This window comes from Burkholderia sp. A2, assembly GCF_001729305.1.
Classification (GTDB): Bacteria; Pseudomonadota; Gammaproteobacteria; order Burkholderiales; family Burkholderiaceae; genus Burkholderia; species Burkholderia sola.
The window spans coordinates 198519-213732 of sequence record NZ_LZXX01000090.1 but is presented as its reverse complement, the minus strand read 5'-3'; the positions used below and the strand labels follow the sequence as shown (position 1 = coordinate 213732).

At 66.5% G+C, this 15214-nt stretch carries 13 protein-coding genes and 1 tRNA gene; 11 read left to right on the top strand and 3 right to left on the bottom strand.

All coding sequences use genetic code 11. The annotated features are described in order from the left end of the window. Positions 1–105 precede the first annotated feature (105 nt). The 3 genes from A9Z05_RS13010 to A9Z05_RS13005 all read left to right on the top strand — a co-directional run bounded on the left by A9Z05_RS13010 (position 106) and on the right by A9Z05_RS13005 (position 1244). Entirely contained in the window at positions 106–555 is a 450-nt protein-coding gene (locus A9Z05_RS13010; RefSeq protein ID WP_011548077.1) for an HU family DNA-binding protein, read from the top strand. 150 nt (positions 556–705) lie between these two features. Then, complete coding sequence (locus A9Z05_RS37760; RefSeq protein WP_256121982.1) at positions 706–846, top strand: hypothetical protein; 141 nt, start codon at positions 706–708, stop codon at positions 844–846. Positions 847–854: 8 nt separating this feature from the next. Then, positions 855–1244 carry an aminoglycoside adenylyltransferase domain-containing protein gene (locus tag A9Z05_RS13005; RefSeq protein WP_249190508.1) on the top strand — a complete coding sequence of 130 codons (390 nt, stop codon included), beginning with the start codon at positions 855–857 and terminating at the stop codon, positions 1242–1244. Positions 1245–1398: 154 nt separating this feature from the next. Here A9Z05_RS13005 and A9Z05_RS13000 read toward each other — a convergent pair whose 3' ends face one another. The 3 genes from A9Z05_RS13000 to A9Z05_RS12990 all read right to left on the bottom strand — a co-directional run bounded on the left by A9Z05_RS13000 (position 1399) and on the right by A9Z05_RS12990 (position 4788). After that, the gene (locus tag A9Z05_RS13000; RefSeq protein WP_060212508.1) at positions 1399–1872 is read right to left on the bottom strand and encodes a VOC family protein; all 474 of its coding nucleotides are present in this window, start codon (positions 1870–1872) and stop codon (positions 1399–1401) included. Positions 1873–2264: 392 nt separating this feature from the next. Continuing rightward, positions 2265–3425: a porin gene (locus A9Z05_RS12995; RefSeq protein ID WP_069618441.1), complete on the bottom strand. Its 1161-nt coding sequence runs from the start codon at positions 3423–3425 to the stop codon at positions 2265–2267. A 418-nt stretch (positions 3426–3843) separates the two neighbouring features. Further along, complete coding sequence (locus tag A9Z05_RS12990) at positions 3844–4788, bottom strand: YihY/virulence factor BrkB family protein (protein ID WP_050011257.1); 945 nt, start codon at positions 4786–4788, stop codon at positions 3844–3846. A 143-nt stretch (positions 4789–4931) separates the two neighbouring features. Here A9Z05_RS12990 and fdnG point away from each other — a divergent pair, with 143 nt between their 5' ends. The 8 genes from fdnG to A9Z05_RS12945 all read left to right on the top strand — a co-directional run bounded on the left by fdnG (position 4932) and on the right by A9Z05_RS12945 (position 15074). Continuing rightward, positions 4932–8003 carry a formate dehydrogenase-N subunit alpha gene (gene fdnG, locus A9Z05_RS12980; RefSeq protein ID WP_084044227.1) on the top strand — a complete coding sequence of 1024 codons (3072 nt, stop codon included), beginning with the start codon at positions 4932–4934 and terminating at the stop codon, positions 8001–8003. A 10-nt stretch (positions 8004–8013) separates the two neighbouring features. Continuing rightward, positions 8014–8928, top strand: a complete 915-nt coding sequence (fdxH, locus tag A9Z05_RS12975; RefSeq protein ID WP_059783956.1) for a formate dehydrogenase subunit beta — start codon at positions 8014–8016, stop codon at positions 8926–8928. Then, on the top strand, positions 8925–9551 hold the full coding sequence (locus tag A9Z05_RS12970) for a formate dehydrogenase subunit gamma (RefSeq protein WP_027805740.1): 627 nt from the start codon (positions 8925–8927) through the stop codon (positions 9549–9551). Before fdxH ends, A9Z05_RS12970 begins: the two co-directional genes overlap by 4 nt. 108 nt (positions 9552–9659) lie before the next feature. After that, positions 9660–10595 (top strand): formate dehydrogenase accessory protein FdhE, encoded by a 936-nt coding sequence (fdhE, locus tag A9Z05_RS12965; RefSeq protein WP_176730201.1) that lies wholly within the window; start codon positions 9660–9662, stop codon positions 10593–10595. A gap of 72 nt (positions 10596–10667) precedes the next feature. Beyond that, positions 10668–12107: an L-seryl-tRNA(Sec) selenium transferase gene (gene selA, locus A9Z05_RS12960; RefSeq protein WP_069618439.1), complete on the top strand. Its 1440-nt coding sequence runs from the start codon at positions 10668–10670 to the stop codon at positions 12105–12107. Continuing rightward, on the top strand, positions 12104–14029 hold the full coding sequence (gene selB / locus A9Z05_RS12955) for a selenocysteine-specific translation elongation factor (RefSeq protein WP_069618661.1): 1926 nt from the start codon (positions 12104–12106) through the stop codon (positions 14027–14029). Before selA ends, selB begins: the two co-directional genes overlap by 4 nt. Positions 14030–14061: 32 nt before the next feature. Continuing rightward, positions 14062–14157, top strand: a tRNA-Sec gene (locus A9Z05_RS12950). Between the two features lie 428 nt (positions 14158–14585). After that, positions 14586–15074, top strand: coding sequence for an HrpB1 family type III secretion system apparatus protein (locus A9Z05_RS12945; protein WP_069618438.1), 489 nt, complete (start codon positions 14586–14588; stop codon positions 15072–15074). Positions 15075–15214: the final 140 nt, after the last annotated feature.

Below are 15214 nucleotides of genomic sequence, written 5' to 3'. Positions count from 1 at the left end.
GCATAAAAGTACTGCACGAAGCGTCAAGGCGCTTGTAGAATCCGGCGTTGAAGCGCGCGCGTTGCACGCTTCGTGTATCCAACGACCACACCTGGTAGGAGAAACATGGCGACTTCCGCAAAAAAGGTGGCCAAGAAGGCTGCCGCACCGGCGACCAAGAAAGTGGCTGCCAAAAAGGCTGCGCCCGCGAAGAAAGTAGTGGCCAAGAAGGCTGTCGCAAAGGCAGCACCGGCTGCTCCGACGCCGCTGAAGGACAAGTTCACGAAGGCATCGCTCGCAACGCACATCGCTGAGCGCGCAGCTGTCGAAGTGAAGGCGGTCAAGGCAGTGCTCGTCGCACTCGAGAACGTCGTGCTGGGCTCGGTTCACAAGAAGGGCGCAGGCGAGTTCACGCTGCCGGGCCTGCTGAAGATCACGGCACAAGTCGTGCCGGCGAAGAAGAAGCGCTTCGGCAAGGATCCGTTCACGGGCGAAGAGCGTTGGTTCCCGGCGAAGCCGGCCAGCGTGCGCGTGAAGGCACGTGCGCTGAAGAAGCTGAAGGACGCGGCAGCGTAATGCCGCGCAACGACTGCCGAATGCATGTCGGCAGCCGTTGCGATGTCCCGAAATCCCCGTACGCGAAAGCGTGCGGGGATTTTTATTGGTGCGCCCGGCAGGGCGCACTCGCTGCGGGGTGAAAGTCCCCTACACACCCGGCAAGGGGACGTGTTAGCCGGAGGCAAGGGTTCCCCGGACGACCTGGTGCCGTGGCGTCATCCGGCGCGACGCGAGTTGCAGTTCGGCGAATGGCTGCGCGGCGATCTGGAGGCCGGCATCGTCGAGCCGCCGCTGGTCGTCACGATCTGACCATCCTGTTGACGAAGGCGCGACAGCACAGTGTCGCGCTGATCGGTCCGCCCGCCGACGTGCTGTTCGAGCCGGCGCCCGCACGCGACTTCGTCGCCGCGCTGCTCGCGACCGTTGCGCAGTGGAAGGCCGAACCGGACTGGCGCGGCGACGAATGCAACATCGTGCTCGCGCTCTCACGCATCGGGTACAGCACCGCGACCGGCAGGATCGCGCCGAAGGGCGTCGCCGCGACGTGCGTGCTGGCGCGCTTGCCGGACGCGCACCGGCCGGTCGTAGCGGTTGCGCGTGCTGCCTGTCTCGATGGCGAAGCGGGCGCGGCGATCGTGGCCGGCGAGCCGCTGGCCGAATTCATCGGCTACGCGCGGCGCGCGATCGAGTCGATGCTGTCGGCGTAGCAGCGGCCGCCGACGAGCCACGTTAACGGCATACGGGCCGCCCGCCGCGGATGGCGAACCCGTTCGAGCCGGCTGCATGCGCAACCCGTCGAGCCGGGTGCGTGCAGACGGCGATCCGGCGCGGCATCACGCATGCGCAGCCGGACGCCTGTCGTCAGCTCGCGGTGCCCGCAAACGCGGCCTTCAGCGCGGCGTCGTCGAACTTCGTCATCTGCATCATCGCGGCGGCCACGCGTCCCGCCTTGACCGTGTCGCGGTCGGCCATCATCGGGATGAGCGCTTCCGGAACGATCTGCCATGACACGCCGTAGCGATCCCTCAGCCAGCCGCAGCCGTCGGCCGTGCCGCCGTTGTCGAGCAGGGCGCTCCAGTAGCGGTCGAGTTCCGCCTGGTCCGCGCAGCTGACGAGCAGCGATATCGCGTGATTGAACGTCTCCGTGCGCGGGTGGCTCATCGCAAAAAATGGCTGCCCGAAGAGCTCGAATTCGACCATCCGCGTGCCGTCGGTGCCAGGCACCGCCGTGACGCGCACGATGCGCGAGTCCGGAAAGATGCCGGCATAGAAGGCCGCGGCTTCTTCGGCTTCCGTCGAATACCAGAGAAAAGGCGTGATCTTCTGAATCGTCATGACGAGTCTCCTGTCTGTATGGGTGCGGGGCAAACCGTACGCCGCCATCGATACGACGGACGACGCCCGCCGAAATCGACACATGGCGCAAACAAATCCTGCGTCGGTCGCACCGGGCAGCGCCGGCTGTGCGGATGATAGGCGCTCAACGGAGAAACGGCGACCTCTCCGGCCATCGGAAACGGGGTTGCGGGTGCATTGCAGCCGCCAGGCGCCGCTCCCGGCGCGCCGACCTGTGTCGGTCCCGGCTTCGCCGCGGAGGCGCTGCAGGCGAGGTTGGCTCTACCTGCCGGAGGCGGACGAAAAAAAGCCAGCCGCGGCCGAAACCGGGGCTGGCTTTCCAGGTCGGCGGCAAGGCGTCGGAGACGCCATGCACACCGGATACTTCGTTTTTAGAACTTGTGACGCAGGCCGAGAGCGACGATTTCCTGCGAGCTCTTGCCGGCGATGCCGTACGAGCCGATCGACGCTTGCGCATCGGTGCCGTCGGCGTTGTGGCCGCTTGCGTGCTGGTATGCGCCAACCAGGTACACGTCGGTGCGCTTCGACAGCGAGTAGTCCGCGCCGAGCGAAACCTGATGGTACTTGGCGTTGTTGTCGCCGCTACCCTTCGTGTAGATGTAGCCGAGGCCGAGCAGCAGCGGTGCCGATGCCTGGTACGTGACGAAGCCGCGGCCCGTGTTGTACTTCTGGTTCGTACCGAACGTCGACGCGCCGTCCGCCTTGTACTGCGCGTTGCTGTAGCCGGCACCGACCGTCACCGGGCCGAATGCGTACTGGGCTGCCACTTGCGCGATGCCGATCGACGTCGACGACGTGAACGCGTTGTTGATGAAGGTCGTGCCCGAGTCGCCGTCGAAGATTGCGTCGGACGTACCGGCCCAGCCGCCGCGCTTGCCGTTCGTGAGCGCGGCCGCGTTGTTTGCGTGGAAGTAACCTGCAGCCACGCCCAGCGGGCCGTTGTTGTAGGCTGCCGCTGCCGCCCACGTCTGACCCTTGCCGGTCGAGCCGGCGACGCCGCCGAGAGCGTACATGCCTTCGAACTGGAGGCCGGCGAACACCGGCGACGTGTACTTGATCGCGTTGCTGACGCGCAGGCTGTTGTCGTTGTTGTCGACGTCACCCGGCGTGGCGAACACGCTGCCGAAGTAGTTGTCAGCCGTGACTGCCTGAACCAGGTCGACGAGCGGGTCGTACTGGCGACCCAGCGTCAGCGTACCGTACTGGTCGCTTTGCAGGCCGACGAATGCTTGACGGCCGAACATGCGGCCACCCTGGCCCAGTGCACCCGATGCCGAGTTGAAGCCGTTTTCCAACTGGAAGATCGCCTTCAGGCCGCCACCGAGGTCTTCGGAACCCTTCAGGCCGAAGCGGCTGCCTTGCAGGTTGCCGCTACCCATCGACCACGAATTGTTACCTTGACCGGCGTTACCGTGAACGTACGTGATCGACGTATCGATCACGCCGTACAGCGTCACGCTCGACTGAGCCTGAGCAGCACCAGCGGCGCCCAGCAGGGCGAGCGAGAGGGTCGAGAGAGCAAGTTTCTTCATCGTTGAGTTTCTCCACGCAAGTGATTCATCGTTATTTGTTGCGGATTGGAGAATAGCTCAGTGCCATACACGCAAGAAAGCTCAAAAAATAAAGTGTCTCGAAAAGGTAACAGCGGGAAAAAGTCCATATAGATCAAGCACATCAGCAACTGTTCCTGTTTATGAAACAGTTGACAATTGCTGCGCCGCGATTGTTTCAATAGTTGATGCTCATGGCCGCAGATCCGTTGTTTTAGCCCGTTGCAGCAACGAAACGAGGGTGTGCAAACGTTTGCCGTTGCAGGTGTGTGCATGTCGGCGTGTAACGCATGCGTCGACGCCGCGCGCATGCGCGGCGGGACGACGGGGTTGTAAAGGGGGAGGCGTGTGCCGGGCGCGCGCGAGACCGATGCGCGGCCGCTTGCAGAGGGCGGGTGAATCAGTCGTCGCGCGGGCGATCGTCGGCGTGACCGGGTTGAACCGCCTGAGCAGACGCGGCCGGCGCCGGATGCTCGGCCGGCCGATGCGCGTCGCCGCGGGCCGCCGCGAATTCCGCGCCGAGCAGCAGCACGATCGCGGAGAAGTACAGCCACATCAGCAGGACCGCGAACGATCCGGCCGCGCCGAACGCACTCGCGGTGCCCGCATGCGCGAGATACAGCGCGAACAGCTTCTTGCCGCCGGAGAACAGGATCGCGGACACGATGCCGCCGATCGCGGCGTCGCGCCATGCGACGCGTGCATCGGGCAGGAATTTCATCAGCGACGCGAACGCGGCCGCAAGCACCGCGATGCCGACGAAGAACTGGATGAGGTTCGTGACGACCACGTACGGCGAATCGCCGAGCAGCCATGTGCCGACGAAGGTGATCGCGGTGTCGAGCACGAGCGACACGATCAGCAGGAATGCGACGCCCAGCACGAGCCCGAACGAGATCAGCCGCACGCGCACGAGGCCGAGCATGCTCGACCAGCGGCTTTCGGTGGCCGGCCAGATCACGCTGAGCGCCGCGCTGAGCGACGCGAACGTGGCCGACGCGCCGATCGCGAGCGCGGCGAACGAGATCAGCGTGGCGAGGCCGCCGCGTTGGCCCGCGCGGTGCGCGTTCTGCACGATCGTCTGGATGCTGGCCGCCGCGTCGTCCCCGATCAGCTGGTGCGCCTGTTCGAACACCTGGCCGCGCGCGGCGTCGTCGCCGTAGAACCAGCCGGCCACCGCGATCACCATCACGAGGGTCGGCGCGAGCGAGAACGCGGAGAAAAACGCGATGCCCGCGGCCATCGCGGAGCAGCGGTCGGACGAGAAGCGCTTGAACGCGGTGAGGGCCCAGTTGGCCTGCTGCTGGGCGAGACGGGTTGCTTCGGAAGTGATCTGTCGTTTCATGACGGTTCGGTTGCGCGCGGAACGCGGATCATCGCGGGTTGGTCGGACAAATCGGTATTGATCCGAGGATTCGATCAGAGTTGCCTGAACTGTCTATAATTCCTTTCAGTCGTACCCCACCCCACAATAACGCCGAGACCGCCATGCTACAAATGTCCCGGCGCCAGTTCCTGAAGGTGACCGCCACGTCGCTTGCCGGATCGAGTCTTGCCCTGATGGGCTTTTCTCCGTCCGAAGCGCTGGCCGAAGTCCGACAGTACAAACTGGCGCGCACCGTCGAAACGCGCAACACCTGTCCTTACTGTTCAGTAGGTTGCGGCATCCTGATGTACAGCCTCGGAGACGGCGCGAAGAACGCGCAGCCGAGCATCATCCATATCGAAGGCGATCCCGACCACCCGGTCAATCGCGGCACGCTGTGCCCGAAGGGCGCGAGCCTGATCGACTTCATCCACAGCCCGAACCGCCTGACGCACCCCGAGTATCGTGCGCCCGGCTCGGACAAGTGGGAACCCATCTCGTGGAACGACGCGCTCGACCGCATCGCGAAGCTGATGAAGGCCGACCGCGACGCGAACTTCGTCGAGACGGCCGAAGACGGCGCGAAGGTCAACCGCTGGCTCACGACCGGCATGCTGGCCGCGTCGGCGGGCAGCAACGAGGTCGGCTACCTGACGCACAAGACCATCCGCAGTCTCGGGATGCTCGCATTCGACAATCAGGCGCGTGTCTGACATGGCCCGACGGTGGCAGGTCTTGCCCCGACGTTTGGCCGTGGAGCGATGACGAACCATTGGGTCGACATCAAGAACGCGGACGTGATTCTCGTGATGGGCGGCAATGCAGCCGAGGCCCATCCGTGCGGTTTCAAGTGGGTAACGGAGGCGAAGGCGCACCGCAAGGCGCGGCTGATCGTCGTCGACCCGCGCTTCACGCGTACGGCCTCGGTGGCCGATTACTACGCGCCGATCCGTACCGGCACCGACATCGTCTTCCTGGGCGGCGTCATCAATTATCTGCTGACGAACGACAAGATCCAGCATGAGTACGTGAAGAACTACACGGACTTCTCGTTCATCGTGCGCGAGGATTTCGCGTTCAACGACGGCATCTATTCCGGTTACAACGCGGAGAAACACGCGTACCCGGACAAATCGAGCTGGGACTACGAGCGCGGCGACGACGGTTTCGTCAAGGTCGACCCGACGCTGCAGCATTCGCGCTGCGTCTACAACCTGCTGAAGCAGCACTACGCGCGCTATACGGCGGAGATGGTCCAGCAGGTCTGCGGCACGCCGAAGGACAAATTCCTGAAGGTGTGCGAGATGCTCGCGACCACGGCCGTTCCCGGCCGCGCCGGCACGGTGCTGTACGCGCTCGGCTGGACGCACCACTCGATCGGCGCGCAGATCATCCGCACCGGCGCGATGGTGCAGCTGCTGCTCGGCAACATCGGCATCGCCGGCGGCGGGATGAACGCGCTGCGCGGTCACTCGAACATCCAGGGGTTGACCGATCTCGGGCTGATGTCGAACCTGCTGCCGGGCTACATGACGCTGCCGATGCAGGCCGAGCAGGACTTCGACGCGTACATCAAGAAGCGCGTGCAGCAACCGCTGCGGCCGAACCAGCTCAGCTACTGGAAGAACTACAAGGCATTCCACGTCAGCTTCATGAAATCGTGGTGGGGCGACGCGGCCACCGCCGAGAACAACTGGGCGTACGACTACCTGCCGAAGCTGGACAAGCAGTACGACCTGCTGCAGGCGATCGAGCTGATGAATGCCGGCAAGATGAACGGCTACATCTGCCAGGGCTTCAATCCGCTCGCGGCGGCGCCGTCGAAGGTGAAGACGGCGGCGGGCCTCGCGAAGCTGAAGTGGCTCGTGATCATGGATCCGCTCGCGACCGAGACGTCCGAGTTCTGGAAGCATCACGGCGACTACAACGACGTCGATGCGTCGAAGATCCAGACCGAGGTGTTCCGCTTGCCGACCACCTGCTTCGCGGAGGAAAACGGTTCGCTCGTCAGTTCGAGCCGCGTGCTGCAGTGGCACTGGAAGGGCGCGGAGCCGCCGGGCGAAGCGAGGAGCGACCTCGAGATCATGTCGGGGCTGTTCCTGCGCATGCGCAAGCTGTACCAGAAGGACGGCGGCAAGTACCCGGACCCGATCGTGAACCTGACCTGGCCGTACGCGAACCCGGAAAGCCCGACGCCCGAAGAACTGGCGATGGAGTTCAACGGGAAGGCGCTCGCCGATCTACCCGATCCGAAGGACCCGGCCAAGACGCTCGTGAAGAAGGGCGAGCAGCTCGCCGCGTTCGCGCAACTGAAGGACGACGGCACGACCGCGAGCGGCTGCTGGATCTTCTGCGGCGCGTGGACGCAGGCCGGCAACCAGATGGGGCGGCGCGACAACTCGGACCCGACCGGCATCGGCCAGACGCTGAACTGGGCGTGGGCGTGGCCCGCGAACCGGCGGATCCTGTACAACCGTGCGTCGTGCGACGTCGCCGGCAAGCCGTTCGACCCGACCCGCAAGCTGATCGGCTGGAACGGCAGCGCGTGGAAGGGCGCCGACGTGCCGGACTTCAAGGCGGACGAACCACCCGAAAACGGGATGGGTCCGTTCATCATGAACCCGGAAGGCGTCGCGCGCTTCTTCGCCCGCGCGGGAATGAACGAAGGCCCGTTCCCCGAGCACTACGAGCCGTTCGAGACGCCGCTCGCGGCGAACCCGCTGCACCCGAACAACCCGCTGGCGCTGAACAACCCGGCTGCCCGCGTGTTCCCGGACGACCGTGCGTCGTTCGGCAAGGTGGCGGACTTCCCGCACGTGGCGACCACGTACCGGCTGACCGAGCATTTCCACTACTGGACCAAGCATGCGCGGCTGAACTCGATCATCCAGCCCGAGCAATTCGTCGAGATCGGCGAAGACCTCGCGAAGGAAGTCGGCGTCGCGCATGGCGAGCGCGTGAAGGTGTCGTCCAAGCGCGGCTACATCATCGCGGTCGCCCTCGTCACGAAGCGGATCAAGCCGCTGACGGTCGACGGCAAGAAGGTCCAGACGGTCGGCGTCCCGTTGCACTGGGGCTTCAAGGGCCTGACGAAGCCCGGCTATCTCGCCAACACCCTGACTCCGTCCGTGGGCGACGGCAACTCCTATACACCGGAATTCAAGTCGTTCCTGGTGAAGGTCGAAAAGGCGTAAGGGGGAAGAGATGGCATTGCAATCGCTGGATATCAAGCGGGTCTCGGCCACCACGACGCCACCGCCCACGGTGCGCGAACCGGTGACCGGGAGCGTCGCGAAGCTGATCGACGTATCGAAGTGCATCGGCTGCAAGGCATGCCAGACGGCGTGCATGGAGTGGAACGACCTGCGCGACGAGGTCGGCACCAACGTCGGCGTGTACGACAACCCGGCCGACCTGACCGAGCATTCGTGGACGGTCATGCGGTTCTCCGAATACGAGAACCCGGCCGGCGACCTCGAGTGGCTGATCCGCAAGGACGGCTGCATGCACTGCGAGGATCCGGGCTGCCTGAAGGCGTGTCCGTCGCCGGGCGCAATCGTGCAGTACAACAACGGGATCGTCGATTTCCACGAGGAGAACTGCATCGGTTGCGGCTACTGCGTGACCGGTTGCCCGTTCAACGTGCCGCGGATCTCGAAGAAGGATCATCGCGCGTACAAGTGCACGCTCTGCTCCGACCGCGTCGCGGTCGGCCAGGAGCCGGCTTGCGTGAAGACCTGCCCGACGGGCGCGATCGTGTTCGGCACCAAGGAGGACATGAAGCAGCACGCGGCCGAGCGGATCGAGGACCTGAAGGAGCGCGGCTTCGAGCATGCGGGGCTGTACGACCCGCAAGGTGTGGGCGGCACGCACGTGATGTACGTGCTGCACCACGCGGACAAACCGTCGCTGTACCACGGGCTGCCCGACAACCCGTCGATCAGCCCGATGGTGAAGCTGTGGAAGGGCATCGCGAAACCGCTGGCGGTAGCCGGCCTCGCGCTGACCGCGCTGGCCGGGTTCTTCCACTACACGCGGGTCGGTCCGAACGAGGTCACCGACGACGAGGAAGCCGCCGCCCGCGACGAGGCGCGACGCATCAAGGAGGACGCGAAATGAACCACGACGACCCCAACCTGATCGTCCGCTACACGCCGAACGAGCGCACGAACCACTGGATCACCGCGATCACGTTCGTGTTGCTCGCGTTGTCCGGGCTCGCGCTGTTTCATCCGTCGATGTTCTGGCTGACCGCGCTGTTCGGCGGCGGCCAGTGGACGCGGATCCTGCATCCGTTCGTCGGCCTCGTGATGTTCGTGTCGTTCGCGATTCTCGTGGTGCGCTTCTGGCACCACAATGCGCTCGACGCGGACGACCGGCAATGGCTCAAGCAGATCGGCGACGTGCTGACCAACCAGGAAGACAAGCTGCCGCCGGTCGGGCGCTATAACGCCGGGCAGAAGCTGCTATTCTTCACGCTGGTGGCGTGCCTGCTGCTGCTCCTGCTGTCGGGAATCGTGATCTGGCGGCGCTACTTCTCGTTCTACTTCCCGATCGGGGTGATCCGCGCGGCCGCTGTCGTGCATGCCGTGGCGGCCTTCGTGCTGATCGCGAGCATCATCGTGCACATTTACGCGGCGTTGTGGGTGAAGGGTTCGATCGGCGCGATGGTGCGCGGCACCGTCACGCTGGGCTGGGCCCGCAAGCATCACCCGAAGTGGTTCCGTGAAAGCGTGAAGTAACGCACCGGAGCGGGGCGGTACGCCGATTGCGGCGTGCTGCTCCGCCAACCGTCGGAATCGCCCGAAAGCGCCGATTCGTCGGCGCTTAGTTTTTTGGAAGACATTGTCGTGACACAACGCATTCTGGAGCCGACCGAGATCTCGGCACTCGATCATTCGGCCATTCCGCGCTTTCGTCTGCCGGATCGCACGACCGCGTTCGCGGCGCGCGCCGCGCGGCTGCGCAAGCTTGCCGACCTGAACCCGATCAGCGGCTATCTGCGGTTGATGGCCACCGTCGCCGATGCGCAGCACGCGACGCTGCAGACGCTGGAGCTGCCGCTGCCGTCGAAGGAAGCGATCGCACGCGCGCAGGAACATTCGATGCCGCCCGTGCCGGCGCTCGACGGCGAGCGCGATTCGCGCTGGCGCGCCGTGCTGTATGAACTGCTCGACCGCGTCGAAAGCGCCGGGCTCGTCAATCCACCGCTCGCGAAGCTGCTCGACCGGCTGCGCCTGATGGCGCCCGCCGAGCTCGACGCGCAGGCCGACGCGATCCTCGCGCTGCGCTTCGCCGAAGTCGACCCGGCCACCGCGCCGTTCCTGATGGCCGCGCTGCAGGTCGTGTGGACGGACCTCGCGAGCCGGGTGACGCCGTCCGACGTTCCGTATCTCGATCAGCCGGGGCTGTGCCCGGTGTGCGGCACGCATCCGGTCGCGAGCGTCGTGCGGGTCGGCGGCCAGTATCAGGGCTACCGTTTCCTGCAGTGCGGGCTGTGCACGACCGAGTGGCACATGGTGCGTACCAAGTGCTCGCACTGCGATTCGACGAAGGGCATCGCGTATCACGGGATCGAAGGCGGCAGCGAAGCCGTCAAGGCCGAATCGTGCGACGAATGCAAGACCTATCGCAAGATCGGCTATCAGGAGAAGGACTACGAGTTCGAGCCGCTGGCGGACGATCTCGCGAGCCTCACGCTCGACCTGCTGATGAACGAGGCCGGCTACCAGCGCAGTTCGCCGAACCCGCTGCTGTGGCCGGACGTGTCGCGGGAAGCGGACTGACGGTACGGGCCGGGACGGTGCGCGAGCGTCGGCCCGGCCGACTGCGAAGCATGAGACTGGAGCGATAACGACGTGACCGAACCGGGTGTGAATGAATTGAATGCCGTGCTGGCGCGTGTGCCGTCGGTCGAGCGCGTGCTGTCGTCGGCGCCGCTGCAGCCGCTCGTCGCCGACTACGGCCGCACGCGCGTGCTGAACGCCGTGCGCGCGGAACTGGAGCGCTGGCGCACGGCCGCGCAGCATGACCCCGCCGCGGCCGAGCCGCTCGACGAGCCGCGCATCGCCGCTGCCGTCGCGCATACGTTGGCCGCGCAGAGCGCCGGCGCGGTGCGGGCCGTGTTCAACCTGACCGGCACCGTGCTGCACACGAACCTCGGGCGCGCGCTGCTGCCCGACGACGCGGTGCGTGCCGTGGTCGACGTGCTTACGCGGCCCGTCAACCTCGAATTCGATCTCGCCACCGGCCGCCGCGGCGATCGCGACGACCTGATCGACGCTCTGCTGTGCGAACTGACGGGCGCGGAAGCCGCGACCGTCGTCAACAACAACGCGGCGGCCGTGCTGCTGACGCTGTCCGCGCTCGCGACGAAGCGGGAAGTCGTCGTATCGCGCGGCGAGCTGGTCGAGATCGGCGGGGCATTCCGTATTCCCGACATCATGAGCCGTGCCGGTGCGAAGCTGCGCGAGGTCGGCACGACCAACCGCACGCATCTGCGCGACTATGCGGACGCGATCGGCCCGCGCACGGCGCTGCTGATGAAGGTGCACTGCAGCAACTACGCGATCAGCGGCTTCACGAAGGAGGCGACGCTCGCCGAACTCGCGCCGCTCGCGCGCGAGCACGGCGTGCCGGTCGCCGTCGATCTCGGCAGCGGCACGCTGGCCGACCTGTCTCGATGGGGTCTGCCGCACGAGACGACCGTGCAGGAAACCGTCGCCGCCGGCGCAAACGTTGTCACGTTCAGTGGCGACAAGCTGCTCGGCGGCCCGCAGGCCGGCCTGATCGTCGGCGATCGCGCGCTCATCGCGAAGATCAAGAAGCATCCGCTCAAGCGTGCGCTGCGCGTCGGCAAGCTGACGCTCGCGGCGCTCGAACCGGTGCTGCGCCTGTATCAGTCGCCCGAATTCCTGCGCGACCGGCTCACGACGCTGCGTCTGCTGACGCGCCCGCAGCGCGAGATCGCCGACGCGGCCGAACGCGTGCGCCCGGCGTTGCAGGCTGCGCTCGGCAGCGGTTTCGACGTGACCGTCGAGCCGATGTTCAGCCAGATCGGCAGCGGCGCGCTGCCGGTCGACCAGTTGCCGAGCGCCGGGCTCGTGGTGCGCTCGGCGGACGGCAAGCGCAGCGGCCGCGCGCTCGCGCAGCTCGAGAAGCGGCTGCGCGAATGGCCGCGGCCGGTGATCGGCCGCATCGCCGACAACGCGCTGCGGCTCGACCTGCGCTGCCTCGAAGCGGCCGACGAAGCGGCGTTCGTCGCGCAATGCGTGCCGCTCGCGGGGCCCGCCGCATGATCGTCGGGACCGCGGGGCACATCGACCACGGCAAGACCACGCTCGTGCGTGCGCTGACGGGCGTCGACACCGATCGCCTGAAGGAAGAGAAGGCGCGCGGCATCTCGATCGAGCTCGGCTATGCGTATACGCCGCTCGACAACGGCGACGTGCTTGGCCTGATCGACGTGCCGGGCCACGAGAAGCTGATTCACACGATGGCGGCCGGCGCGTGCGGGATCGACTTCGCGCTGCTCGTGATTGCCGCCGACGACGGCGTGATGCCGCAGACGCGCGAGCATCTCGCGATCCTGCAATTGCTCGGCGTCACGCATGGCGCCGTCGCGCTGACGAAATGCGATCGCGTCGATGCCGCGCGCGTCGCCGAGGTCCGCGACGAGATCGCCGCGTGGCTGCACGACTCGACGCTGGCCGGCGTGCCGATCTTCGAAACGCGTGCGACCGTGACCGACGATCCTGGCGTCGCCGCGTTGAAGCAGCACCTCGCCGACGCGGCGATCGCGTGGCGCGCGCGTCGCGACGACGGGCTGTTCCGGCTCGCGGTCGATCGCGTGTTTACGCTTGCCGGGCAGGGTACCGTCGTGACGGGTACCGCGTTCGCGGGGCGCGTCGCGACGGGCGACACGCTCGCGATCGTGCGCACGGGCGGCGCGGCCCGCGTGCGCAGCATCCATGCGCAGAACCGGCCGGTCGAGGCCGGCCGCGCGGGCGAGCGTTGCGCGCTGAACCTGGCCGGCGTCGACAAGGCCGACGTCGAGCGGGGCGACACCGTCGCCGACGCGCGGCTCGTCGCGACGTCGCCGCGCCTGGACGTCGAGCTGACGTTGCTCGCGGACGCCGGGCTGACGCTGACCCACTGGGCGCCGCTGCATGTGCATCTCGGTACGCTGCATCGCGTGGCGCACGTCGCGCTGCTCGACGGCGACACGCTCGCGGCCGGCCAGCGGATGCGCGTGCAACTGGTATTCGACGAGCCGGTGTTCGCGCTGCCGGGCGACCGCTTCATCGTCCGCAATCCGCAGGCGACGCGCACCGTCGGCGGCGGCCGGGTGCTCGATCCGTTCGGGCCGGCTCGCAAGCGCCGCACGCCCGCGCGTCGCGCGTGGCTCGATGCGCTCGCGGCGTGGCTCGACGAAGGGCGCGTCGATGCGCTGCTCGCGCAGGCGCCGCTCGGCATTGCGCGCGCGACGCTCACGCATCTGACGGGGTTCGCGCCGAATGTGCTGGCGTTGCCGGACGATGCGCTGGCGATCGGGCAACGCGACGCCGCGTCGAACGAAGGGGCCGTGATTTCGCATGCGCGCTGGCGGGCATTGCAGACGCGGGCGATCGAGACGCTGCGCGCGTATCACGAGCGCATGCCGGACGAGCAGGGGCTCGACGCCGCACGCCTGCGGCGGATGGCCGCGCCGCTCGTCGGCGATGCGCTGTGGCGCGCGCTCGTCGACGCGCTGGTGTCCGGCGGCGAAGTCGTGCGCAGCGGGCCGTGGCTGCATCTGCCGTCGCATTCGGTGAGCCTCGATCCGCGCGAGGAAGCGCTGGCGCGGCAACTGCTGCCGCTGATTCACGCGGGGCGCTTCGATCCGCCGTGGGTGCGCGACCTGGCGCGCGACACGGGCACGGCCGAGGACGCGGTGCGCGCGCTGCTGCGCAAGCTCGCACGGCGCGGCGACGTGCAGCAGGTCGTGCGCGACCTGTTCTATCATGCGGACGTCGCGCGCGAACTCGCGGAACTGGTCGCGCATCTCGCGCCGTCGCGCGGCGGCGGGCTCGATGCGGCGACGTTCCGCGACGCGACGGGGCTCGGTCGCAAGCGTGCGATCCAGATTCTCGAGTTCTTCGATCGGGTTGGGTATACTCGCTTCCACCGCGATCTTCACTACCTGCGGCCTGACAGCGGTTGGATGGGTATTCAGGCGTAGGCGCTCGTCGTTCTTCGGTTTCTTTTTCCCACGGAAGGCATTCGTATCCGGTGGTACGGCTGGACTTCAAATCCAGTTGGGGGTGTCAGACACTCCCGGGTCAGTTCGACTCTGGCTGCCTTCCGCCAGTCATGGCTTCCCGCGTATTCCGTAACCGGCCCGCAGACCGCTGATTTTGAAGCGATTTGGGGGGGCGGTGTGTTCGTGGCTTCCCCGGGGCGATTCGACGGGCAGCCATGGCCGATGGCCGGCAGCGCGTCGACCGATGGCGGACCTTCTTCGGCACCGACCATCGAGCAAATCCCCGCCTTTCGATACCCAGCGCGCGATCCGGCTTATCGCACCGATCGATCCCATCGCCGCGGTCGGTTTTCTTCTCCGCTCTCTCTTCGCATCCCGATCGTTCCGTTCGCATCGCGTCGGCGAAAGCCGACCCGATACAAGAGACTAACCGCCAGGGGACGTCCACCGCACGAGCCGGCAGCAAGCACGGCACGGCCGTGCGCGGCGCCGCCGTGCGCTTTTTGATTGCAGCACTCCAGCAGACGAGGACATCGTGACTTACACAGGATGCAGGGATGAGATTGCCGGCGGCCTAACCAAGGTGCTGTGGACGGCTTCGCAGCTCGACGACGAAGCCGACTTCGAGGATCTCCTCGAAGCGATCCGCGTGCTTTGGCCCAGGTGGCCCGGGGCGGGGACGGTCGCCGCGTGGCGCTACGTCCGGCGCCAGGCATGGGGCGACGCGCGCCGCGTGCTCGAAGACGACGACACCGAAGCGAAGCGCTCGGGGCTTCATGCCGCACTGATGGCGGTGTGTCTGTTCGGCCTCGAAGACCCGCTGTGGCACAGCTATGCGCTCAGCGCGGCCGACCAGCGCGAAAGCATCGAGGGCGCGAAGATCGGCGCGCGTCTGCTCGAGCGTGCCGCAAAGCTCGACATCGGCGTTCAAGCGCCTGCGTCCACCGACGCACCGGCGAGCACGCACGGCGTGCCGGCCGACAACAGCGGATTCTCCGCGTCGATGACGTGGGTCCGCGCATGAGCATCCGTTTTCACGTTTTCCGCGCGCCGGGCGATTCGCATTTCAATTGCAGCCTTCGCATCGGTGCGCTTGTAGCAGCGACAGCAACCTAGACTGACTTTGCCTCGTAGTACCGACGGTCACGCAAACACTTACCCGAC

Coding starts and splice junctions, on each gene's coding strand:
- fdxH (WP_059783956.1), top strand. CDS start 8,014: ATGGCATTGCAATCGCTGGATATCAAGCGGGTCTCGGCCACCACGACG.
- A9Z05_RS13000 (WP_060212508.1), bottom strand. CDS start 1,872: ATGACGATTCAGAAGATCACGCCTTTTCTCTGGTATTCGACGGAAGCC.
- A9Z05_RS12995 (WP_069618441.1), bottom strand. CDS start 3,425: ATGAAGAAACTTGCTCTCTCGACCCTCTCGCTCGCCCTGCTGGGCGCC.
- selB (WP_069618661.1), top strand. CDS start 12,104: ATGATCGTCGGGACCGCGGGGCACATCGACCACGGCAAGACCACGCTC.
- A9Z05_RS12970 (WP_027805740.1), top strand. CDS start 8,925: ATGAACCACGACGACCCCAACCTGATCGTCCGCTACACGCCGAACGAG.
- A9Z05_RS13010 (WP_011548077.1), top strand. CDS start 106: ATGGCGACTTCCGCAAAAAAGGTGGCCAAGAAGGCTGCCGCACCGGCG.
- A9Z05_RS12990 (WP_050011257.1), bottom strand. CDS start 4,788: ATGAAACGACAGATCACTTCCGAAGCAACCCGTCTCGCCCAGCAGCAG.